The following is a 24,302-nucleotide window of genomic DNA, read 5'->3' on the forward strand; positions in this document are numbered from 1 at the left end:
TATGATATAAATAGTATAGTAAAGAGTGATAGATTTGTAAAAGTTGTTTATAAAGGAGTAGATATAAATGTTTAAAAAAATGCTAAAAGTCCTATCTATATTCATTATATTTTTCGGATTAAGCGTTAGCCAAGTTGTTTTGGCAAGCGAGGGTGAGAAGGAAAAGGTAATCGATGAAAAAAATGGTCCGGCCATCGTCGTTCTAGGTGAAAGATTATCGGAAGCACAAAAAGAACAGACGAGAAAATTATTGAAGGTGGATGAGGAAGCAGAGGTAAAAGAAATTATCGTTACCGGTGCAGATGCGGCTAAATACATTAAAGGGGATCCGAATTCCAACATGTATTCATCCGCCAAAATTAAACGGCTTGATAAGGGAGAAGGGATCCGGGTTATCCAAGTGACGCCGGAAAATATCACGGAAGTTACGAATGATATGTATGCGAATGCACTGCTTACGGCAGGTGTGGAAGATGCCCAAATTGAGGTGGCATCCCCGGTAAAAGTAACCGGACATTCGGCTTTAACAGGTATTTTTAAAGCTTATGAGGTAACTGGTGAAAAACTGGATACGGATCGCTTAAAAGTTGCAAATGAAGAATTGGATGTTGCGACCAAATTGGCAGAAGATGCCGGTGTTGATCAAGACAAAGTCAGTCAATTATTAACGGAAATTAAACAGGCCATTGCGGAACAAAACCCGGCAACAAAAGAAGAAGTTGAGCAAATCGTTCAGGAACAATTGAAAAATTTAAATATTGAATTATCCCCGGAATACAAACAAATGTTGATCGACTTATTTGATAAAATTCGTTCATTGGATATCAACTTTGATGAAGTAAAAAGCCAGTTGGAAAACTTGGCAGGTGATATTCAAAAGAAATTGGAAGATGCCGGAGTAGATAAAGGATTTTTGCAAAGTGTCGCTGATTTTATAAAACAAATATTCCAATCAATTGCCGATTTCTTTAAGTCGCTGTTCAGCTAACAATTGACAGAGGTTTGGCCATCATTTTGAAAGATAAATGTAGATATTTATAATAATCAAAGCGTCAACAGATATTAAAAAAATGATGTAAGTTTACGGTTATCAAAATTAATTCAACCTGAACCCTAACAATGTCAGATTTTTACAGAAGCGGAGGAGAAGAAATGGATAAGTAAAAAGAATAAAACATGAATATGATTTGGAGATGGAAATTTTATGACTGTACAAAAGGTGATTAATCAAATATGTAAAGAACTAGATGGAATAGCTGGCATTGTTGGTGTGGTTTTAGGCGGTTCAAGAGCAAGAGGAACAAATCACGCTACTTCTGATATTGATATTGGAATTTATTATGATGAGTCGGCAGGTTTTGATATCAACGAAATTAGAAAAATCGCCACAAAAATAGATGATGACCATAGGGAAAATATTATCACTACTTTAGGTGAATGGGGTCCTTGGATAAATGGCGGTGGGTGGCTTGTTGTTCAAGGGTATCATGTTGATTTCATATTTCGTGATATAAAACGAGTGTCCCGTGTGATTGATGATTGTTTGAAAGGAGTTGTTTCGGCACATTATCATACCGGACATCCCCATGCTTATATAAATGTTATGTACATGGGAGAAATCTCTATTTGTAAAATATTAATTGATCCAACAAATCAAATTGCCGAACTAAAGGCTAAAACCATGCCTTATCCAAAATCACTAAAAGATGCAATTATTGGCTATTTTATGTTTGAAGCATCTTTCTCGTTAATGTTTGCAAAGGATAATGTGGATAAGGATGACATTTCGTATGTGGCAGGTCACGTCTTTCGCACGATCTCATGTTTAAACCAAGTATTATTTGCATTGAATGAAGAATACTGCATCAATGAGAAAAAGGCTGTTCGAATGATTGAAGGCTTTAGAAAAAAACCAAATGATTATAAGAAAAAGATAGACCAAATAATAACATTAATTTCCGTAAATATGGACAGTACAAAGGAAGGTATTCAAATCCTGCAAGAACTTATTTCAGAAACCGAAAAGTTATTAAGTAAATAATTGTCTGTCCATGAACTTTGCGTTTTATCAAGTAATTAATCAAAGAAGGAAACCCTTTTTGAAATTGGGTTTCCTTTATTTTTTATACGTTAAGAAAGTATAAATTTCCAGCAAAGAAGCGAATTCGACGTAGTTGGAAATTTTAAGAATTAAGTATAAGTGCACAAGGAAAGCTTCACGGGAATACATCGCAGCCGAAAAAATTTTATATTTTTTCGGTGAACTACGGCTTTGCCATCGCCTAAAGGCTGGGCAATCGCCGAGTTTTCTTTATAGAAAAAGAACTTTCGCTTCGGATTCCAAAAAAGGTTTCTACGAGTTCTTGTCCAAATGGCGACGAGATGAGTTACCGGCTTTCTAAGATGCGAAACTCTAGAAAGTATGCATCTTTGACCAAACTACGAAAGCAGTAATTTGCGTTTTTCTCACTACAGCCGGCGAATTGGAATAATAAAAATTTTCCCTCATATAATTGTATCATTGCGCTATTTTGTAAAGCGACATACAGAGAAATTGGTAAACAAGACACGAATTAAAATGACTTTCATACAATGAACATTGTTTTGGTTTGTCGCTGCAATTCCACGACAACAGAGAGTAGGCAACAGGGGGAGAGCGAAAATGAAAGGCAGAAGAAAATTATTTTTCCGTATTATTTTATTAGGATTTTTCCTATTATGTATAGGGGCATGTTCATCGGAAAGTGAGAAAAAAAGCCAAGTTGACGATGAGAAAAAGGAAACAAAACAAGTAGAAGATAAGAAAGCGAAAAAAGACAAGGGAATACCGACCGATGAAGAATTAATTGCGGTGTTAGATAAAAACTTAGAAACGATGCAGGCGGGAGATATAGAAGGATATATGAGTACCATCCACGATGAATCACCCAGTTATGAATCGACAAAGCAACTAATTGAGCAAATTGCTTCCCAATATACATTCGATATTGAAATTTCCGATGTCGAAGTCGTAGAAAAGTCAGTTGATGAAGCAAAAGTCACTTTTACACAAAGAACGATGAAAGTAAAAGGTCCGGAGTATAAAAACAATGAAGTAAAAGGGTATCATATTTTGAAACCGTATAAAGGAAAATGGAAAATTTACGAATCGGCCCAATCATCCGTTCAGTATTTAGACGAAAACGGTAATCCGGTGGAAGATACAAGTGGAGTAACCGGACCGGATGTTCCCGCTTTTAACCCGGGTACGGGCGACAATGTTTATTTTTCAGAAATAGAAAAGTTGAATTTTACGATTGATGAGCGAAACTGGAAACTTGACTATTATGATGAGGATACCAATAATGGAATGGCTATTGCCGAGTTTGTTTTGGAAAATGAAACAGTTGAAAATTGGTCGGAACTTTACACCATTCATTATTATGAGGATGGAAAATTGTACTCGACACCAGAAAGTTTTATCAGTAATATGGATGCTGCCATTCGTGAAGAAGTAACCGGACAAATTGACTTTCAAAGTTATGATGTGACGGCAGAAGAAGGATTTTATGAATTTTATATTCATGACGATCAGATTGAACAGAATCAACATGAAGTGGCAAGGCTGTTTTATGCAGGCGATGATATGTTTCTTGTTCGCTATACACGTATAGGCGAGCCGATGGATGACGCAACCAAAATGAAATGGGTCACGAGTTTGAAGCAAGTGACGGCAGGTCAATAATTGCGTACTGTTGCGATAAATGAATTGGCGTAATTCTATTCAAGGGGCAAATCCTTCATGCTGTAAAAATGTATAGAGGGAGCATAAAAAAATCGAAAAAATGGCGGCCGAAACCGTGCCTCCATTTTTTCCTGTTATCATATTTCACAACCCGCAAACGTTTAGTGCAGTAAAAACCATTTTCTTCATGTTGATCTTTTTATCGGAAATCCGCAAATGTTTAGTGCAGTAAAAACTATTTTTTCATGCTAAACGATTTATCGACAACCCGCTTACGTTTGTGGCAATAGAAACCATCTTTATTTTCATACATATGTATCATGAAGAACAGAATCAATTAAAATCCCAGAACAAAATGTAAAACCCGATAACACATAAATGCTAATATGGCGGAAATTGGTAAAGTGATAAACCATGTTATGATCATTCTTTGGGCTGTGTCCCATTTGACACCGCGGATACGATGGGCTGAACCGACACCTAAAATGGCTGATGAAATAACATGGGTTGTACTGACCGGTAAATGTAAAAAGGTTGCACCGAAAATTACCGTAGCCCCGGTCAAATCTGCAGCAACACCGTTAACGGGGCGGATTTTCATAATCTTTGAACCAACCGTTTTAATAATTCTCCAACCACCGACAGAAGTACCTAACCCCATTGCCGTGGCACAAGCAGCTTGTACCCAAAAAGGAACATCTCCTCCACTAATGTAATTGCCGGTCATTAACGCCATTGTAATAATACCCATTGTTTTTTGAGCGTCGTTTGTCCCATGCGTATAAGACTGAATAGCGGCCGTCAAAATCTGGAAATAGCGAAAATTCCGGTTCGTTTTTGCCAAGTTATAGTTTTTAAAAATAACTTTAAAAAGACTGTAGACAAGATAACCGACAGCAAAAGCGATAATCGGTGAAAAAATAAGTGCTTCAATAATGTTGATAAATCCGTGATAGTTAAGAACGCCAAAGTCGGCACTGGCGATGGCGGCTCCGGCAACAGAACCAATCAATGCATGGGAGGAACTGCTCGGGATGCCAAAATACCAAGTAATTAAATTCCATGTAATTGCGGCAATTAACGCTGCTAAAATGACAAGGGTTCCATTCGGTAATGAAAAGGGGTCAACAATATCTTTTGTGATTGTCTTTGCAACTCCAGTAAATGTCATCGCACCAAGAAAATTCATAGTGGCAGCCAAAACAATTGCATGTCTCGGTTTCAAAGCCTTCGTTGAGACACTTGTCGCAATGGAATTTGCCGTATCATGAAAACCATTGATAAAGTCAAAGGCCAGTGCAAAAATGACAATTAGTGTAATAATCAGAAAATTTCCTTCCATATATGTAATTCCTTCTCTTTCAGTTTTATCTAAGGCTCTTCTCTAAGATTGCTACTTTTTGCATGAAAAGTGGTCTTTAATAAAGCAATTGGTGGTTTGCCAATTGCTTCTATTCTGGCTTCTAACCTCAGGGAACGATGACAAGTTTTGTCTATCTGCATCTGTATCCAATCGTAACAAAGATTAAGAAAATAGCCTTATTCAAGTATGTTATTTCCTTTTCAAATCGTCTCTTTTCCATTTACGCATTTTTCATAACAACGGTTTCTAATGTATTTGCGACAGATTGACAATAGTCAGCAATATTTTCTAATGTTTCATAAACTTCTTTATATTGCATGATTTTAATCGGGTTTTCTTCTGTTGCAAAAAGTTCTTTTATCGCAATTCGTAATAAATGATCACAATTTGATTCATATTCTTTAATTTTCACAGCATGCTCATGAATGTCACCATATTTTTTATTGGCAAGTAATTCCGTACAATGATCCATTTCGATTGTCATATTTTTTATCGCTGTGACAAATGATTTCATATGATCAGTCGGATGAATAATGGAATACATTTCGAATAAAGCAGCACATTCCTCCAACCCATCGATGACATCATCTAAGGTTATCGTTAACATCATGATGTCCTCTCGCTCAATCGGTGTGATAAACGCACTGTTTAATTCTTTTGTAGTTCTATGTACAAGTGAATCTCCCTTCGCTTCGTGTTCTTTCACTGTATCATAAAAAATTTTCAGATCCCGTACATTATTGATTTTAAAATCATAAAAAAAAGTGGCCGCTTCCTTAATATTACTTGATATATCTGTTAATAATAACGCGAACTTGTCTTTCTTTTTTGCCATCTAAATGCCTCCAAATCCCAAGGTTGATATAAAAGCACGATTTTAGTATAGCTTATTGTTTCACATTTTTCCAGAACCTTCGAAGCTGAAAATGTTTTTTTATCTTATGAAAGTAAAATTTTTGTTATACAAATGAAAAATAATAACCATAAATAATATAGTAGAATAAGTCTAGTTAAGATTTTAATGTAGAAAAGGTGTTTGAATGAAAGTTTACAGTATTCTTTTGTTCTGTGCTGCTATATTACTGCTTATGCCCGGTCGCCATGTATTTGCCCAAGAAGAGTTGCAACTAATGAGTGAATCCACTGTACTAATGGATGCAAAATCCGGACAAATATTATATGGAAAAAACGAAACGGAAAGAATGAATCCCGCCAGCATTACGAAAATTGCCACAGCGATTTATGCGATCGAACATAGTAATCTTGATGAGCAAGTAACCGTTAGTGAGCAGGCAACAATGGTAGAAGGGACTAGGGTTTACTTGGAAGCAGGCGAAGTAGTCTCAATGGAAAAACTATTAACGGGCATGATTATGAACTCAGGTAATGACGCAGCAGTTGCCATCGCTGAACATATTGACGGTTCTGTAGCTCAGTTTTCGAAAAATATTAATAAATATTTGACGAATAAAATTGGAGTTACCAATACCCATTTTGAAAACCCCAATGGTCTATACAATGAAAATCACTATACAACCGCAGCAGATATGGCAAAAATTACCAAATATGCACTAGCAAATGATACATTCCGAAAGATTTTTGGAATGAAAGAGTATCATTGGGATGGACAATCTTGGGATACCACATTGTTAACACATCATCGATTGTTAAAAGGTGAATTTCCTTATGAAACAGCAACAATCACCGGCGGGAAAAATGGTTTTATCAATGAGGCCGGATTTACTCTTGTAACAACGGCCGAAAAGGATAATCTTGAACTGATTGCCGTTACCATGAAAACAAATTTCAAAGATGCACCTTATTCGGACACAATTCAATTGCTGGATTATGGATTCAAAAATTTTACATCGGAAATGATTCCAAAAGGGACGATATTTACTGAAGACGAGATGAAATATATGGTGGAGGAAGATCTTTATTTTACGACTAAAAATGGACAAGATTATAAGCAAACGGTCGATTCGCACGGTGTTTTGCACATAGAAGGCAATGATACGAATCAATTGATCGTTTCAGTTCCATTACATCCATTAAATGCACCGGAACCGGCAAAAAAAGATGATCAAGGAATATTTGCACCCGTAATGGACCATTTCCTTCATTACTTATCGGCTGTTCTCATCCCTACTACAGGTATCGCTTATTTATTCCACTTTTAACCCGAGGAGCATGACCTGTATCGAAAGCATAAGCGGTAAATAAAAGTCTCTCAACGCAAGATTTAAGTGACGAGTGAGAGAGGGACAACCCGGGATACGCCCGACTTCTTCAACAAAAGTTTAAATCAAAACTGTTTCATTGGATGAATTTGTGTATGAAAGGACTGAAATCACATGAATGGAAATGAATGTTGATTTTGGTCCTTTTCTTATAGATATGAAAAAGAGAGAAGATGTATGGGATGTATAAATGAATGGCAAAGTATATAATATTTATAAGTTTTCGGGAAGAATTTGTAATGAATTTAAAACCAGGGGTGTTAAACAATGCAGGAAAATCATGAGAAAGCAAAGGAACAGGCAAGGGTCAATCATGTTCTTGAAGTCATCGAAAAGAAATTGCGTACACTTGAAGAAAAAACCGGGGGCCTGAAACAAGACATTGTCTCGCTCCGAAAAACATTTTGGGAAGATGTAACAGTGAACCTCGATGAACCGGATGATGTAATAGAAACCCATACAAGTTTACGGCAACAGGCAGAACTTCTATCGGAGCGGGAACGAAGCCATAGGCAATTTTTTAAACAGCATAAAAATCTTGAACGATTGAAGGCATCTCCTTATTTCGGACGGATTGATTTTTTAGAAGATGGCGAGGACAAAAGTGAAAAAATATATATCGGCCTTTTTTCCCTGATGGATGAGAATGATGAAGAGTTTCTAATCTATGATTGGCGAGCCCCGATTTCCAGTATGTACTATGATTTTGCCCCTGGACCTGCGAATTACAAAACAATGGACGGAGACATTACGGGAAATATTGAATTAAAGCGTCAGTATATAATCCGTCAAGGGGAAATTAAAGGGATGTTTGACACCGGCATAACAATCGGTGATGAGGTTTTACAGGCAGTGTTGAGCGATCAAGCAGACACACAAATGAAATCGATTGTTGCAACGATTCAAAAGGAGCAAAATGAAATTATTCGGAACGATCGAAAAAAATATTTAGTTGTCCTGGGAGCGGCCGGGAGCGGGAAGACATCCGCCGCCCTTCAAAGAGTAGCCTATCTTCTTTACAAGTATCGGGAAATTTTGCGTGCCGATAATATCTTGCTGTTTTCACCCAATCAGCTATTCAGCAGCTATGTCGCTACGGTTTTACCCGAACTCGGAGAAGATAACATGGATCAAAGCACATTTTATCAGTATTTACAACATCGCCTTAAAGATTATGAAATTGAGAACCTATATGAACAACTTGAATATATATTGAGCGGGAAACGGGATGAAAATTATTGGGTAAGAAAAAAGGCCATCCGCTTTAAGGCTAGTTTATCATTTAAACAGCTGATCGATGCTTATGTACACAACTTGCAAAGCGATGGCATGATGTTTAAAAATATTTCTTTTCGCGGCGAAGTGTTTATTTCCAAACAAGAAATTAAAGAGTACTTTTATTCATTGGGTAAACAAATTTCAATTCCAAATCGGATTCAGCTGTTAAAAGATTGGTTGCTTATAAAGATGGATGAAAAGGAAAAGGAAGAGAAGGGGAAAGAATGGGTACTCCAAGAAAGTGAATTGCTTGACCGGGAAGATTTTTTGAAAGTATACAGGAAATTGCAAAAAGAGCAACGTTTTAGCGAAAATACATTCAATGATTTTGAACGTGAGGAAAACATGCTGGCTGATTGGATTATAAAACGAAAGCTGGCACCGTTACGGAAAAAAATTAATGAGTTGGCCTTTGTCGATGTCAGGGGCCTTTACATCGATTTATTTACCTGGGCAAGGAAAGCTCAGCATTCCGTTCAGTTACCGAATGAATGGGAAAAAATCGGGGAAATGACGGCAAAACAAATAAAGCGACGAATATTGTGCTATGAAGACGCAACACCATATCTGTATTTAAAAGACCGATTGGAAGGAAAACTTATTTACAAAAAAATCCGTCATTTGTTCATTGATGAAGCCCAGGACTATTCGCCTTTTGAATTTGCCTTTTTTCGAGAAATTTTTCCAAACAGTAGAATGACGATTTTAGGGGATATCAACCAATCGATTTTTACGTTTGCCATTGGTGGTCAAAACGGATTTACCCTTTCCAATGAACTCTTTCCCGATGAGGAATTGGAAAAAATTATTTTGGCGAAGAGCTACCGTTCAACAAAACAAATTGTTGAATTTACAAAGGAAATATTGAATGATGAACAAGAAATTATTCCGTTCAATCGAAACGGGAATTTGCCTCGGTTAACAATTGTCGAAAATAAACAATTATTGCATCAAGCGATTATAAAAACGTTGGGCGACCTTCAAAGTCGGGGCTATGAGACGATAGCCGTGATCTGCAAAACCGCCCGGGAAGCAAAGCAGGCATTTGATGAATTAAGTCAAGCAATGGATTTCCATCTTATTAAAAAGGAAACTCGCTCGTATGAAAAAGGTTTACTTATTATACCTAGTTATTTAGCCAAAGGAATCGAATTCGATGCGGTAATTATTTATAACGCCTCGTCGAATATTTATTCAGATGAAGAAGAACGAAAATTGTTTTACATGGCTTGTACCCGGGCCATGCATGAACTGTTTCTTTTTTCAATTGGAGAATCGAGTCCCTTTTTAAATCAGGTGAGTGAGGATAAGTATGTACGAGGTTAAAAAATAAGTTCTCCGGAAATGGCGGATTCTGCTAATTAAACAGCGGAATCCGTCTTACTTTTCCTTCATAAAAGTAGGCCGGCTTTTGTATCATATCCCCATAAAACTAATAAATTATTAATATTGATATTTTTTTTTTTTAAATTAGATTGTATTTTTATGCATTGGTTGTTATAATAATTCATACAAAATTTATTAGGAGCTGGTTGGAATGAAAGTTGGTATTGTTGGGGCGAATGGATACAGCGGAGTCGAGTTAATCCGGCTTTTACAACAACATCCCTATGTAACGATTGAAAAAATTGTTTCACATTCCACCCATGGTAAAAATATTTTGGAATTATATCCGCATTTGTACGGTGTCAATGAGATGATATTGGAAAAATGGAATCTGGATGAGCTCAGCAACTTAGATTTTGTTTTTTTTGCGACACCGTCCGGGGTTTCAAAAGATATCATTCCGCCGCTTTTGGATAAAGGAGTTACTTGTATCGATCTTTCAGGTGACTTTCGGTTAAAAAACGCCGGCGATTATGAAACCTGGTATAAAAAGACATCGGCACCGGCAGAATATTTGCAAAAAGCGACCTATGGGTTATCAGAAGTTTATCGGGATAAGATTAAACAAGCCAAACTGATCGCCAACCCGGGATGTTTTCCAACGGCAACACTACTGGGGTTACTTCCGGCATTAAAGAAACAAATTATTCATGCCAATACCATTCATGTTGATGCGAAAACAGGCGTTTCCGGTGCAGGTAGGAATGCCAATTTGACGAATTTGTTTACGGAGATCAATGAAAACATAAGAGCCTATAAATTAGGAGAACATCAACATATCCCGGAAATTGAACAAGTAATCAGTGATATATCCGGAGAACAAGTACCGATTACATTCATTACACATTTAATCCCCATCAATCGGGGAATCATGTGTACGATGTATGCCGACTTAGTTGAACAAGTAACGACTGAAGAAGTCCATCAAATATACAAAGATATGTATAAAGATGAAATGTTTATTCGGATTCGTCCAATTGGCGAATGGCCGACGACAAAAGAAGTAATGGGAAGTAATTTTTGCGATATCGGTGTGATGGTAAACAGGCGAACGAATAAACTGATTATAATATCGGTAATTGATAATCTCGTAAAAGGTGCGGCAGGTCAGGCGATGCAAAACATGAATATTATTAATGGGTGGGAAGAACATATCGGGCTCAATAATTCCCCACTATATCCATAATTGGAGGTCACACAATGGGCATTAATCAAAAAGAAATTTTACAAGAAATAAAGATTTTAGATGGCGGTCATATTTGTACACCAAAAGGGTTTTTCGCCGGCGGTTTACATTGTGGACTAAAGCGGAAAAAGCATGACCTGGGCTGGTTATATTCAATTGTCCCGGCAAATGCAGCGGCGGTTTATACAACCAATCTCATCCAAGCTGCCCCGATCCTTGTTACTCGGGAAAGTATTGAAGTAGACAAGCAAATTCAGGGCGTAATTGTGAACTCGGGAAATGCCAATGCATGTACCGGGGAAGAAGGATACCGTCATGCACTGTTAATGCGCCACTATTTTGCAAAAAAAATGAATATGAAAGAAGAACATGTTGCGGTCAGTTCTACCGGAGTAATCGGTGAGCAGCTTCCGATAAATAAAGTACTTGATGGGATCAATATGATCGGAAAGGTTGAAGAATCTGTCGCAAATTTTGAAAAGGCAATTTTAACCACGGACACAACGCAAAAGCGTGCGTGTGTTCAACTTGAAATCGATGGAAAAATGATTACGATTGGCGGTGCAGCCAAAGGTTCCGGGATGATTCACCCGAACATGGCCACGATGCTCGCCTTTATTACAACCGATGCCAATGTCGAGCAAGAAGCATTACAGTCTGCGTTGAAAACAGTGGTTGATGAAACATTTAATATGATTACGGTTGATGGCGATACAAGTACGAATGATATGGTCCTATTACTGGCTAACGGATTGGCGAAAAATACCATGCTCACACCGGACAGTCCGGATTGGCTCCACTTTATTCAAGGGTTAGAAACGGTATGTCAATTACTTGCCAAAGAAATTGCAAAAGATGGAGAAGGGGCAACAAAATTAATTGAAGCAAAGGTAATCGGAGCGGCCAGTGAAGAGGACGCCAAAAAGCTGGCCAAATCTGTAATTGGTTCAAATCTCGTAAAATCGGCGGTTTTTGGAACAGATCCGAACTGGGGAAGAATTGTCTGTGCGCTTGGTTATAGCGGCGTCGATTTTGACACAGAAAATATTAGTGTTTATATCGGTCCATATCAACTGTTTGCCAACGGACTACCTGTCTTGTTTGAAGAGTCTGAGGTAAAAACCTATATGGAAGAAAATAACGAGATTCAAATATTGGTAGAATTGCATGAAGGAGAAAGCAGTGCCATTGCGTGGGGATGCGATTTAACCTACGACTATGTAAAAATTAATGCCTCCTATCGAACTTAGTTGACCGGAAAAGCCAATTCAAAAGGTATTTCAGCAATTGCATCCTGTCAAACCTAGTCGGTGGCCAGAGTCAAGTTACCAGCAATGCGCTAAAGTAATTCTTGCTCGTCGCACTTAGGTTGGCGGAAAAGTCAAGTTAACAACAATGCGCGTAAACAATTCTTTCTTTTCGAACTTGTGGGGTGAGGGTAAAGCAATGGGTTATGTTGTCATAAAATGTGGCGGAAGTATTATGGATGGACTTCATCCGAGTTTTTATGAAAATATTGTCATGATGATGGAAGAAAACCATGTTAAGCCGGTCATTGTCCATGGCGGCGGTCCGGAAATATCCAAGATGTTGGATCAATTAAAGATTGAAACCCGATTTATCGACGGTATGCGGGTCACGACGAACCAGGTATTGGATGTTGTAGAAATGGTTTTATCCGGGACGATGAATAAAACCATTGTCCGGAATTTAATGACGTGTGGCGGCCGTTCAATCGGATTAAGCGGTGTCGATGGAATGTTGCTCGAAGCCGGACCGATTCATCAAGAAAATCAGCTGGGATTTGTCGGCAGAGTCCATTCGGTAAATACAAAGATCATTGAAAGGTTGTTGAATGAAAAATTAATTCCGGTTATCTCACCTGTTGCCACCGATAAACATGGCGGACGCTGGAACGTGAATGCAGACCTGGCCGCGGCTGCTATCGCCAAAGCGTTACAAGCACCGTTATGTCTTGTGACAAACGTACCCGGTATTTTAAAAAACGGAAAAGTTCTTTCAAATCTTTCCCATCTCGAGGTTCAACAATTGCTTGACGATGGCACGATTACCGGTGGCATGATTCCAAAAGTGAAGGCGGCCTTGGATTGTTTACAAGAAGGAATCCGGGAAGTTGTCATTTTAGACGGGACGGAAGAGAATGCTTTAAAAAGATTTATAGACAAGGAAAAAATTGGTACGTCAATAAATTTAGAACTAACTTATGCAAAATAACGGAGCAGGCAACTCGCTTGCCATACGCTAGAGGGTGAAAAAATGCAGGCAGTAAAAGAATCTTACTTAATGAACACATATAGTCGTTTTCCGATCAAAATTGTCAAAGGGAAAGGCTGCTATGTTTGGGATGATGAAGGGAATAAATATTTAGATTTTACTTCCGGAATTGCGACATGCAATTTAGGCCATGTACCGGAACCGGTTAAACAAGCACTTAACGAACAATTGGATAATCTTTGGCATTGTTCTAACTTGTATCATATCCCTTCACAGGAAATATTGGCATCTTTACTCGTCGAAAACAGCTGCTTTGATCAAGTTTTTTTCTGCAACAGTGGGGCTGAAGCAAATGAAGCAGCGATTAAACTGGCACGAATGTATGCAAATCAACATAAAAAATCAGCAGATATTGTTACATTCACCCAATCATTTCATGGCCGGACCTTGGCCACATTAACAGCAACCGGTCAGGAAAAAATTCAACACGGTTTTGCACCACTGGTCCCAGGGTTTACTTATTTGCCTTATAACAATTTGGCATCGCTGGAGCAACTTAGAAAGCTCAAACCGGCAGCGGTACTGTTAGAGTTCGTTCAAGGGGAAGGCGGGGTTATCCCGGCAGATAAGGATTGGCTTCGTGAACTTGCGAAGATATGCCATTCGGAAAATATTTTATTAATAGCCGATGAAGTCCAAACCGGGATGGGGCGAACCGGGGAGTTGTTTGCCTATGAACATTATGGTATTGAGCCGAACGTGATGACCTTGGCGAAAGGATTAGGTTCAGGCTTTCCAATCGGTGCCATGTTGGCGAAAAAAGAAGTGGCTGAATACTTTAAACCGGGAACCCACGGCAGTACATTCGGCGGCAATCCGCTGGCAACAACTGCCGGTATTGCAACGGTAAAACAGTTCCTTGAAACGGATCTACTCATTTCTGCACAAAACCAAATGGAACTTTTAAAAAATAAATTGATCAAATTACAAAGTGAATTTCCTTGGATAAAAACTGTTCGCGGTGTAGGGTTTTTACTTGGTCTGGAAATAGACGGGGAAGCAGACAAGGTAGTCAAACTCGCGATTAAAGAGAAGACTCTTATTTTAACAGCAGGTCCGCGAGTCATCCGAATTTTGCCACCTTTAATTGCGACAGAAGCAGAGATCGACCTGTTTATAGCGCGATTAAAAACGGTACTTGCCGCATATGACCATGAATCCAGTAAAATTTCTGGTGCCAAATGAAGGGAAGAAATGGGGGAAAACATGTGACAACAGGCTATGTCATATTAGAAACCGGTGAAATTTTTCCCGGAACATTGATCGGAAATAGAAAAAGTCAAACCGGTGAAATTGTCTTTAATACAAGTATGACCGGTTATCAAGAAATCATCACCGATCCATCTTACGCCGGTCAAATCATTGTATTTTCGTATCCGTTAATCGGTAACTACGGTATGAATCATTTATTTACAGAAAGTGACAAACCACATGTGCGCGGAATTGTCACCGGTGAAATTTGCGGTTCACCAAGCCATTATCAATTGGCAGAGTCAGCAACCACACTCTTGGAAAAATACGGCATTCCATGTTTAACCGATGTTGATACACGGGCACTTGTGAAAACGATTCGGAAAAAAGGAACGGTGAAAGCAATTATTTCCGATCGATCTGATGTGAAACCTGTAAGTTCGGATGAGAAACAACTAGTCAAGCAAGTGACAACGAAAGAATTGCTGTTTTACGATAACGAAGGCCCGCATGTCGTTTTAGTCGACTTCGGTTATAAAAAATCAATATTAGCCTATCTTCAGCAAATAGGTTGTAAAGTAACGGTCGTTCCATTCGACTATCCGTTTGAAAAAATTCGTTCACTGAATCCGGATGGAATTGTGTTAAGTAATGGTCCGGGCAACCCAATCGACTTAGCCGATCATTTGGATAAAATTCATATGTTAACGCAATGTTATCCAACTTTGGGGATTTGTTTAGGTCATCAATTGATTGCTCTTGCTTATGGAGCCAAAACCGAAAAATTGCCTTTTGGTCATCGCGGGGCCAATCATCCGGTCAAAGATTTACGTACCGGGAAAGTATTTATCACATCACAAAATCACGGTTACGTTGTTATCGATGGAACTATGAATGAAAATGAATTTACAGTAACTTTTCAACATGTCAATGATCGGACGATTGAAGGTTTTACGCATAAAACATTACCGATTCAAACCGTACAGTTTCATCCGGAAGCACATCCGGGACCACAAGATACGGAATACATTTTTCACAACTTCATCGAATCCATTCATAAAATAGGGGAAATGAAATATGCCGTTAAATAAAGAGATAAAGAAAGTGCTAATCATCGGATCCGGTCCGATTGTCATCGGTCAGGCGGCGGAATTTGATTATGCCGGTACGCAAGGCTGCCTTGCCTTAAAAGAAGAAGGTGTTGAAGTTGTCCTGTTAAATAATAATCCGGCAACGATTATGACCGATCAAAAAATAGCCGATCGCATTTACATTGAACCGATGACTTTGGACGTTTTGGAAGAAATAATAAAAAAAGAGCAACCGGATGGTGTTATTGGAACGTTGGGTGGGCAAACAGGGCTCAACTTAAGCGTGGAACTGGCAGAATCGAAAATTTTAGAGAAGTATGGGGTTCGTCTGTTAGGTACCCCGGTCGAATCGATTCAAAAAGGGGAGGACCGGGAAAAATTTCGTGAATTAATGATTGAAATTGGCGAGCCGATTCCGGAGTCAAAAATTGTTCATACGATTGAAGATGGCCTTGAGTTTGTTCAGAAAATCGGTTTTCCCGTCATTATCCGTCCTGCTTATACTTTAGGTGGAGAAGGCGGCGGTTTTGCCAATAATGAAGCGGAATTATACACCTTATTGAAAAAAGGATTAGCTTTAAGCCCGATTCACCAAGTATTAGTTGAACGCAGCATTAAAGGATGGAAAGAGATTGAATATGAAGTCGTTCGCGATGCCAATGATACATGTGTGATTATTTGTAATATGGAAAACATTGATCCGGTCGGTGTTCATACCGGTGATTCCATTGTGGTTGCCCCGAGTCAAACATTATCCGATGAACAATATCAAATTTTGCGGAATGCTTCGGTGAAAGTTATCCGTGCTTTAGGTGTGATCGGTGGCTGTAATATTCAATTTGCCATGGATCCGAACTCGAATCAATATTATATTATTGAAGTCAATCCGCGGTTAAGCCGTTCCAGTGCTTTAGCGTCAAAAGCAACCGGGTATCCGATTGCGAGAATTGCGGCGAAATGTGCTTTAGGCTATTACCTTGATGAAATCCTTAATCCGGTAACCGGGAATACATTTGCATCCTTTGAACCTGCGCTCGACTATGTCGTACTTAAACTGCCACGCTTCCCTTTTGATAAATTTAAGGAAGCCAATCGGACACTTGGTACACAAATGCAGGCAACCGGAGAAGTTATGGCGATCGACCGCAGTTTTGAGGGGGCATTAAATAAGGCGTTACGCTCGTTGGAGTATAAAGTATCCGGGTTGTTTCATCCGGCAGTGTCCGCTATGACAGTTGAAGAATTATCTGAAGCGATGGGTAATGCGAATGACTTACGATTATTCGTAATTGCCGAGGCATTTCGTAAGGGAACGGGGATTGAAGAAATCCACCAATTAACAGCTATTGATCCATGGTTTTTATATAAAATTAAATACTTAGTCGATTATGAGAAAAAATTACATTCATATACACTGGAAACTTTGCCAAAATCTATTTTACTAGAAGCGAAGAAATTGAATTTCAGTGATAAATATCTAGCCATGTTGCTGAATTGTTCGGAACAGAAGATTCGGGAAAAAAGAAAAGCATGGGAACTTATCCCTTCTTATAAATTGGTTGATACATGTGCGGCTGAATTCGATGCCGTAACCCCTTACTACTATTCAACTTGGCACGGAACGGATGAGGTAGAAGTTTCAAACAAGAAAAAAGCACTGATTATCGGCTCCGGACCAATCCGAATCGGTCAGGGAATCGAATTTGATTATACATGTGTCCATGCGGTTATGGCACTGAAAACGCTCGGCTATGAAACAATTGTCGTTAATAATAATCCGGAAACGGTAAGCACTGATTATTCGATTTCCGACAAATTATATTTTGAGCCAATTACGACGGAAGATCTTTTACACATTATCGAAAAAGAACAGGTGGAAGGCGTTTTTGTTCAATTTGGCGGGCAAACGGCTATTAATTTGGCCCAAGAATTGGAACAGGAAGGTGTTCATATTTTTGGAACATCGATTGAAACCATTGATTTATTGGAAGACCGGAAGCAATTTTACAAGTTGCTGGACCGAGTAGATATTCCGCATATAAACGGTGAAATCACCTATTCCGTTGATGAGTTAAAAGCAGCAGCGGAAAAACTTGGTTACCCTGTCCTCGTTCGCCCATCTTATGTGATTGGCGGGCAATCAATGGAAATTATTTACCAAGTGGAAGAATTAGACCATTATATCAAGCTTTTGCAGTATGCCGAAAAACGTTCTTGGCCGCTTTTGGTGGATAAATATTTACCGGGTCTTGAGTGTGAACTTGATTGTATTAGTGATGGAGAGCATGTGTATATTGCCGGGATTTTTGAACATATTGAACGGGCCGGGGTCCATTCTGGAGACAGTATTAGCATATACCCGTCAATCCACCTTTCAGCGGCACAAAAAGAGATTTTGGTTGATTATACAAACAGAATTTGTACAGAAGCCGGTATCGTTGGAGTAGCCAATATTCAATTTGTGATTTATGAAAATCAAATTTACTGTTTGGAAGTAAATCCGCGGGCTTCCCGGACGGTCCCAATTTTAAGTAAAGTCACCGGCATTCCTATCGTTGAAATGGGTGTACGGGTTCAACTCGGTGAAAAACTTGGCAAAACTGGTTTGGCAACTGAAGTACCGTTCCATACCGTTAAAGCACCCGTCTTTTCTTTTACGAAATTAAAAAATGTCGATCCGATTATGGGTCCGGAAATGAAATCAACCGGCGAAGTTCTTGGAATTGGGCAAACACACGAAGAGGCATTGAGAAAAGCGATTGGAAGAACATCGGATAAAAAGGAAGGACCAGTGACCATTTTTTGCTCGGTAGCTGATCGTAATAAAGAAGAGCTGATGAATATTTTACGACAAGTTTGGGACGACAATATGCAAATTTATGCCACAGAAGGAACGGCGAAATTTTTAAATGAATTTGGCATTGCAGCGAAACAGGTGAAGAAGGAATTTTCCGGGTTGGAAGATGTATTCAAGAAAGTTTCATTTACTGCCGCAATCATTTTGCCAACGAAGGCAGGAAACCATGAAACGGTCGGTAAATTTTTGCGGGAACTGGCGATGCGTTACCAAGTTCCTTTATACACGTCATTGGATACATTTCAGTCAATCATGGAGTTGTCTCACTTACACGGAGATATTCGTGTAAAGGCAATTAATGATTATTTATATGAAATTGCTTATTAAAGAGGAGAGAAGAAATGTCAAATTACTTGATTGAGAAGCCGGGTGAAAAGAAACCGGCGAAAAAGGATTTTTTAACACTCGGGGAATTAACGAGTGAGGAAATACGATTTTTACTAAAAGATGCGGTTTATTTGAAACAATTGCAAAAGTCCGGAAAGCCTCATCCTTTTTTACAAGGAAAAGTACTTGGGATGATTTTCGAGAAATCGTCGACTCGTACAAGGGTTTCGTTTGAAGTCGGCATGTATCAGCTGGGCGGGCAAGCTTTGTTTTTAAGTTCAAGGGATATTCAATTAGGCAGAGGGGAAACGATCCATGATACGGCCAAAGTTTTATCCCGCTATATTGATGGTATTATGATACGAACCTTTGAGCATGAGAAGGTGGAGGAGCTGGCAAAACATGCAACGATTCCGGTCATTAACGGCTTAACCGATGCACACCATCCTGCACAAGTGATGGCTGATTTGCTGACCATCTATGAGCATAAAGGAAAGCTACAAGGCTTGAAATTATGTTATGTCGGTGACGGGAATAATAATATGTGTCATTCGTTGTTGGAAGGAGCGGCAAAAGTTGGGATGGATATCACAGTGGCTTGTCCGGCCGAGTTTGCACCGGATGAGACCATCGTTAATCATGCCAAGGAAACGGCCCAAGAAACCGGATCCGTCATTATTATCGGTGAAGACCCATATGAAATGGTGAAGGATGCAGATGTTGTTGTCACCGATGTATTTGTCAGCATGGGTCAGGAAGCGGAGACAGAAGAGAAGCTAAAGAAATTTTCAGCTTATCAAGTTAATGAATCATTATGCAAATATGCGAAAGAAGATTATATCTTTTTACATTGTTTACCGGCTCACCGCGGTGAAGAAGTAAGTCCGGAAATTATTGACGGCATCCATTCAGTCGTGTTTGACGAGGCAGAAAACCGCCTCCACGTCCAAAAATCCATTTTGAAAAACTATATGTAGGTGGGGTTACGTGTTTGATGTTTACATGGAGATGAGGCAGAAAATTGTCTTCATGTTTAAAATCCATTTTTGGAGCGTTTTACGTATTTGACGAGGTAAAAAACCAGCTTCATGTTCAAAGCTAAAGGTCTGACGAGAGAGAAAACCACCTTCATATTCAAAACAAAATTTTAGAGCTTTTTCGGTTTGACGAGGCAGAAAAACGTCTTTATGTGTAAAAATCATTTTTGAAAAACTTTTTGTAGCATTTTGAATCGTTTTGCGTTAAAATGAATAATAATACAATTTCATTCATCTTTATTCAAGGGGAGAGAAATAAATGGCAAAAGAAAAGATTGTGCTTGCCTATTCAGGCGGTTTAGATACATCGGTTTCGATTAAATGGTTACAAGAAAAATACGGTTATGATGTCATTGCCCTTGCCATTGACGTGGGTGAAGGGAAAGACCTGGATTTTATAAAAGAGAAAGCATTAAAAGTGGGAGCAATCAAAGCCATTACAATTGATGCGAAAGATCTGCTCGCCAATGAATATATTTTGCCAAGCTTAAAGGCAAATGCATTATATGAGGGGAAATATCCGTTGTCTTCCGCTTTAAGCCGCCCGCTCATTTCCAAGCTGCTTGTGGAAGTTGCAGAAACGGAAGGTGCGGTGGCGGTTGCCCACGGATGTACCGGGAAAGGGAACGACCAAGTCCGTTTCGAAGTTTCCATCCAAGCATTGAATCCGAAATTGTCGGTAGTTGCGCCGGTACGTGAATGGGGCATGAACCGTGATCAAGAAATTGCTTATGCCGAGAAACACGGGATCCCGATTCCGGTTGATTTGGATAATCCATTTTCCATTGATGCGAATATTTGGGGCCGTGCATGTGAAGCAGGTGTCCTGGAAAATCCGTGGAATGAAGCACCGGAAGAAGCTTTTGCTTGGACGAATCCGGTTGAAAACACGCCGGATGAGCCGGAATATGTTGAAATTCGTTTTGAAAAAGGCGTTCCGGTTGCTTTAAATGGTGTGCCGATGAAACTGGCTGCTTTAATTCAGGAGTTGAATGAAATTGCCGGCAAACATGGGGTAGGGAGAATTGACCATATTGAGAATCGTCTCGTTGGTATCAAATCCCGTGAAGTGTATGAAAACCCGGCAGCTCTTGTTTTAATCAATGCGCATAAAGAGATGGAATTTTTAACATTGCCACGTGAAGTAACCCAGTTTAAAACACAAATCGAATCCCAATATGCAAAAATTATTTATGAAGGTCTCTGGTATTCACCATTACGTCCGGCAATCGATGCGTTTATTGAACAAACCCAAAAATCAGTTACCGGTACGGTTAAGGTGAAGTTATTCAAAGGCAATCATGTTGTTGTTGCCCGTAAATCCCCAGTTAGCCTGTATAATGAGGAACTGGCAACGTATTCGGCTGGCGACTTGTTTGATCATAATGCAGCAGTCGGATTCATTAAATTATGGGGAATGCCAACAAAAGTATATTCCGAGATTCATACGAAGGAAAAAGTATTGAAATAATTGAATGAAATCTATTTAGGGCCCTCGTGTCAACCATGAGGGCTTGTGATTTTAAACCGTGAATGGCTAGTAAAAAAAGCCTAAATCATTTTCTTGCGACAAAGATTGGAGTTTGTGATTTTAGGCTTGAATGGCAATAAAAAAAGCCTAAATCATCTTCTTGCGACAAAGATTGAAGTTTGAGATTTTAAACCGTGAATGGCCAGCTAAAAATTAAACATAAACCATTATCTTGTGAGAATCATGAGGGCTTGTAATTTTAACGATACGATTCAGTCATTTGGAGGTCAATAAAATGAGTAAATTGTGGGGCGGACGCTTTACAAAAGAAACCAATCAACTTGTAGAAAACTTTACAGCATCAATCGAGTTTGACCAAAAACTTGCATTAGAAGATATTGAAGGCAGTTTAGCCCATGTTGAAATGCTCGGATCATGCGGAATTATACCGGCTAAAGATGTGGAGCAAATCAAGAAAGGTCTTACATCCATCCGTGAGAAAGTCCTTAATCATGAAGTTTCTTTTTCTGTAGAAGATGAAGATATCCATATGAATATTGAACGGATGTTAATTGAAGAAATTGGACCGGTCGGCGGGAAACTCCATACCGGTCGGAGCCGTAATGACCAAGTAGCAACCGATATGCACTTATACTTGCGGAATCAAACGAAGGAAATAATCGAGCTGATTCGTTTTGTGCAAGAAGCTATCATCAGCCAAGCAAAACAACATGTGGAGACAATTTTACCGGGGTATACCCATCTGCAACGGGCTCAGCCGATCAGTTTTGCTCACCACTTATTGGCTTATTTTTGGATGTTTGAACGAGATAAAGAAAGATTGCAAGATAGCTTGAAGCGGATTAACTGGTCACCATTAGGAGCGGGAGCCTTGGCCGGGACGACATTCCCGATTGACCGCCAATTTTCAGCAAAACAGTTAGGGTTTGAAACCGTCTATCCGAACAGCTTGGATGCGGTTAGTGATCGCGACTTTATTTTAGAATTTTTATCAATCGCATCGATTCTAATGATGCATATTTCCCGTTTGTCGGAAGAATTAGTTTTATGGTCGAGCCAAGAATTTCAATTTGTTGAGTTGGATGACTCTTTCTGTACCGGTTCGAGCATTATGCCACAGAAGAAAAATCCTGATGTTCCTGAATTGTTACGTGGCAAGACCGGACGTGTGTATGGAAATTTGATTGGTTTATTGACTACGTTAAAAGGTTTGCCGCTCGCTTATAATAAAGATTTGCAGGAAGATAAAGAGGGCATGTTTGATACGGTAGAGACATTGGCGGGATCTTTACAGTTATTGGCGCCAATGATTGAAACAATGACTGTAAAAAAAGAAAATATGTGTAAAGCTGTCAGCCAGGATTACTCGAATGCAACCGATCTTGCCGACTATTTGGCGGGAAAAGGTATACCATTCCGCGAAGCCCATGAAATCATCGGACGAATTGTGTTATATGCGATTCAACATGATAAATATTTGCTTGATTTAAGTCTTGGTGAATACCGAAATTTTAGTGGTGCTTTTGAAGAGGATATATTTGAAGTGTTGCAACCGAAAAATGTGGTGGCCGCTCGGAACAGTTATGGCGGAACCGGTTTTAGTCAAGTAGAAACTCAATTGAACTTAGCGATAGAGAAACTGGAAAAATAAATTCCCTTGAAAAAGAATCGCACTTATTTTGAAATCGGTTATGAACGGAAAACTGCACATATTATCAAAATCGTTCATGAACGGAAAAATTGCTCATTTTTTCGGATTGGCTATGTTTAAAAGATGCTCGTTTTTTCACAAAGATACTCAAAAATTTTTTAATTTGCCCGTAAATGGGGGAATTCGCAAAAATACAATGTAGGCAAATCCCAAAATGTGAGAGGATTTGCCTATTTTTTTTCAAGCCTTTTAAAGAAGTTGGTATATTTTGGTGAACATTACACAACATAGCATTAGTTTGAAACAAAATGAATGGAGATGTTGTGAATGTTCAATGGATTATCAATTTTACCATCAATGCTATTGGCGGGTTCGTTAGCTTTGGCGAGTGCACCGGTGGAATCTGTACAAAAGCAAAGTATGACACCATCAAATATGGAGGAAAGAGTAGCTTCTGAAAACAATCAAAACGAAACTGGGAAATCCGGAACATGGAAAACTGCACCTTCAGAGGCTGAACTTGGTCCAAACGAACAAGTACAGGGGCAACAACCTGAAAATGCAGGAGAAGAACAAAAAAATCAACAGGTCAAGTTAACGGAAGAACAAATTAAAGAACTTGATCAAATGGTGGGCGAGTTGACGGAAAAACGGAAAGAACTTATTGACAAATATGTTGAATTTGGTGTATTTCCAAAAGAGAAAGCAGAGGAAATAAAGTCCCATATTGACGAGCATTACAAAAGAATGAAAGAAGAAAACTTTTTACCCAGCCCGCATAAGCATACGAGAAAAAATGTACCACCGAAAGAGGGCGGAGAGTAATATGGCAGGCCTCAACCATGCGATGAGAACATCCCTCGAAACCTTGGTAATATCCGGACAGTAATAATGACAGGCTCTCACTCGGATGAAATCTAGCTGAGAAAATGGGGATAACCCCAAGAAAAAGAAGGACGAGCTGTCTATGGGACAAAACCATCAAAAATTGGAATAGAAATGTCTCATAGAACGGCTGTATGGGACAAAATTAGTTGAAAAATAAGCCAAACTGTCCCATAGGATTGCCCGACTCGCGGTCTATGGGACAAAACCATCAAAAGTTGGAACAGAACTGTCTCATAGAACGGCTGTATGGGACAAAATTAGTTGAAAAATAAGCCAAACTGTCCCATAGGCTTGCC

At 39.1% G+C, this 24,302-nt stretch carries 17 protein-coding genes; 15 read left to right on the plus strand and 2 right to left on the minus strand.

Translation table 11 applies throughout. From position 1 onward, the window contains the following. Positions 1-67 precede the first annotated feature (67 nt). From NSQ14_RS02095 to NSQ14_RS02105, 3 genes are all read left to right on the plus strand, one after another. Positions 68-988 carry a DUF1002 domain-containing protein gene (locus tag NSQ14_RS02095; protein WP_034767577.1) on the plus strand — a complete coding sequence of 307 codons (921 nt, stop codon included), beginning with the start codon at positions 68-70 and terminating at the stop codon, positions 986-988. A 216-nt stretch (positions 989-1,204) separates the two neighbouring features. Then, positions 1,205-2,041 (plus strand): nucleotidyltransferase domain-containing protein, encoded by an 837-nt coding sequence (locus NSQ14_RS02100; protein WP_034767580.1) that lies wholly within the window; start codon positions 1,205-1,207, stop codon positions 2,039-2,041. A 621-nt stretch (positions 2,042-2,662) separates the two neighbouring features. Then, on the plus strand, positions 2,663-3,724 hold the full coding sequence (locus NSQ14_RS02105) for a hypothetical protein (RefSeq protein WP_034767583.1): 1,062 nt from the start codon (positions 2,663-2,665) through the stop codon (positions 3,722-3,724). A gap of 337 nt (positions 3,725-4,061) precedes the next feature. Here NSQ14_RS02105 and NSQ14_RS02110 read toward each other — a convergent pair whose 3' ends face one another. Together NSQ14_RS02110 and NSQ14_RS02115 are read right to left on the minus strand one after the other, a co-directional pair. Beyond that, complete coding sequence (locus NSQ14_RS02110) at positions 4,062-5,066, minus strand: inorganic phosphate transporter (RefSeq protein ID WP_041848389.1); 1,005 nt, start codon at positions 5,064-5,066, stop codon at positions 4,062-4,064. Positions 5,067-5,307: 241 nt separating this feature from the next. Next, positions 5,308-5,922 (minus strand): DUF47 domain-containing protein, encoded by a 615-nt coding sequence (locus NSQ14_RS02115; protein WP_034767587.1) that lies wholly within the window; start codon positions 5,920-5,922, stop codon positions 5,308-5,310. A 205-nt stretch (positions 5,923-6,127) separates the two neighbouring features. Here NSQ14_RS02115 and NSQ14_RS02120 point away from each other — a divergent pair, with 205 nt between their 5' ends. From NSQ14_RS02120 to NSQ14_RS02175, 12 genes are all read left to right on the plus strand, one after another. Continuing rightward, complete coding sequence (locus NSQ14_RS02120) at positions 6,128-7,267, plus strand: D-alanyl-D-alanine carboxypeptidase family protein (RefSeq protein WP_346216807.1); 1,140 nt, start codon at positions 6,128-6,130, stop codon at positions 7,265-7,267. A 327-nt stretch (positions 7,268-7,594) separates the two neighbouring features. Then, positions 7,595-9,931 (plus strand): RNA polymerase recycling motor HelD, encoded by a 2,337-nt coding sequence (gene helD / locus NSQ14_RS02125; RefSeq protein ID WP_346216808.1) that lies wholly within the window; start codon positions 7,595-7,597, stop codon positions 9,929-9,931. Between the two features lie 211 nt (positions 9,932-10,142). Continuing rightward, positions 10,143-11,177, plus strand: coding sequence for an N-acetyl-gamma-glutamyl-phosphate reductase (gene argC, locus NSQ14_RS02130; RefSeq protein ID WP_251246093.1), 1,035 nt, complete (start codon positions 10,143-10,145; stop codon positions 11,175-11,177). A gap of 14 nt (positions 11,178-11,191) precedes the next feature. Beyond that, positions 11,192-12,427 (plus strand): bifunctional ornithine acetyltransferase/N-acetylglutamate synthase, encoded by a 1,236-nt coding sequence (argJ, locus tag NSQ14_RS02135; protein WP_346216809.1) that lies wholly within the window; start codon positions 11,192-11,194, stop codon positions 12,425-12,427. Between the two features lie 196 nt (positions 12,428-12,623). Further along, the gene (argB, locus tag NSQ14_RS02140; RefSeq protein ID WP_346216810.1) at positions 12,624-13,412 is read left to right on the plus strand and encodes an acetylglutamate kinase; all 789 of its coding nucleotides are present in this window, start codon (positions 12,624-12,626) and stop codon (positions 13,410-13,412) included. Between the two features lie 42 nt (positions 13,413-13,454). After that, positions 13,455-14,657 carry an acetylornithine transaminase gene (locus NSQ14_RS02145; protein WP_346216811.1) on the plus strand — a complete coding sequence of 401 codons (1,203 nt, stop codon included), beginning with the start codon at positions 13,455-13,457 and terminating at the stop codon, positions 14,655-14,657. Between the two features lie 23 nt (positions 14,658-14,680). Further along, a complete protein-coding gene (locus tag NSQ14_RS02150; protein ID WP_346216812.1) occupies positions 14,681-15,754 on the plus strand; it encodes a carbamoyl phosphate synthase small subunit in 1,074 nt (357 codons plus the stop codon). After that, positions 15,741-18,938, plus strand: a complete 3,198-nt coding sequence (gene carB / locus NSQ14_RS02155) for a carbamoyl-phosphate synthase (glutamine-hydrolyzing) large subunit (protein WP_346216813.1) — start codon at positions 15,741-15,743, stop codon at positions 18,936-18,938. Before NSQ14_RS02150 ends, carB begins: the two co-directional genes overlap by 14 nt. A 14-nt stretch (positions 18,939-18,952) precedes the next feature. Then, a complete protein-coding gene (gene argF / locus NSQ14_RS02160) occupies positions 18,953-19,915 on the plus strand; it encodes an ornithine carbamoyltransferase (protein ID WP_346216814.1) in 963 nt (320 codons plus the stop codon). A 319-nt stretch (positions 19,916-20,234) separates the two neighbouring features. Continuing rightward, a complete protein-coding gene (locus tag NSQ14_RS02165) occupies positions 20,235-21,446 on the plus strand; it encodes an argininosuccinate synthase (protein ID WP_346216815.1) in 1,212 nt (403 codons plus the stop codon). Positions 21,447-21,741: 295 nt separating this feature from the next. Continuing rightward, positions 21,742-23,118, plus strand: a complete 1,377-nt coding sequence (gene argH / locus NSQ14_RS02170) for an argininosuccinate lyase (RefSeq protein ID WP_346216816.1) — start codon at positions 21,742-21,744, stop codon at positions 23,116-23,118. A 327-nt stretch (positions 23,119-23,445) separates the two neighbouring features. After that, a complete protein-coding gene (locus NSQ14_RS02175; RefSeq protein WP_052480345.1) occupies positions 23,446-23,943 on the plus strand; it encodes a YckD family protein in 498 nt (165 codons plus the stop codon). Positions 23,944-24,302 lie beyond the last annotated feature (359 nt).

Origin of the sequence: Caldifermentibacillus hisashii (assembly GCF_039654145.1) — a bacterium.
Taxonomy (GTDB): domain Bacteria; phylum Bacillota; class Bacilli; order Bacillales; family Caldibacillaceae; genus Caldifermentibacillus; species Caldifermentibacillus hisashii.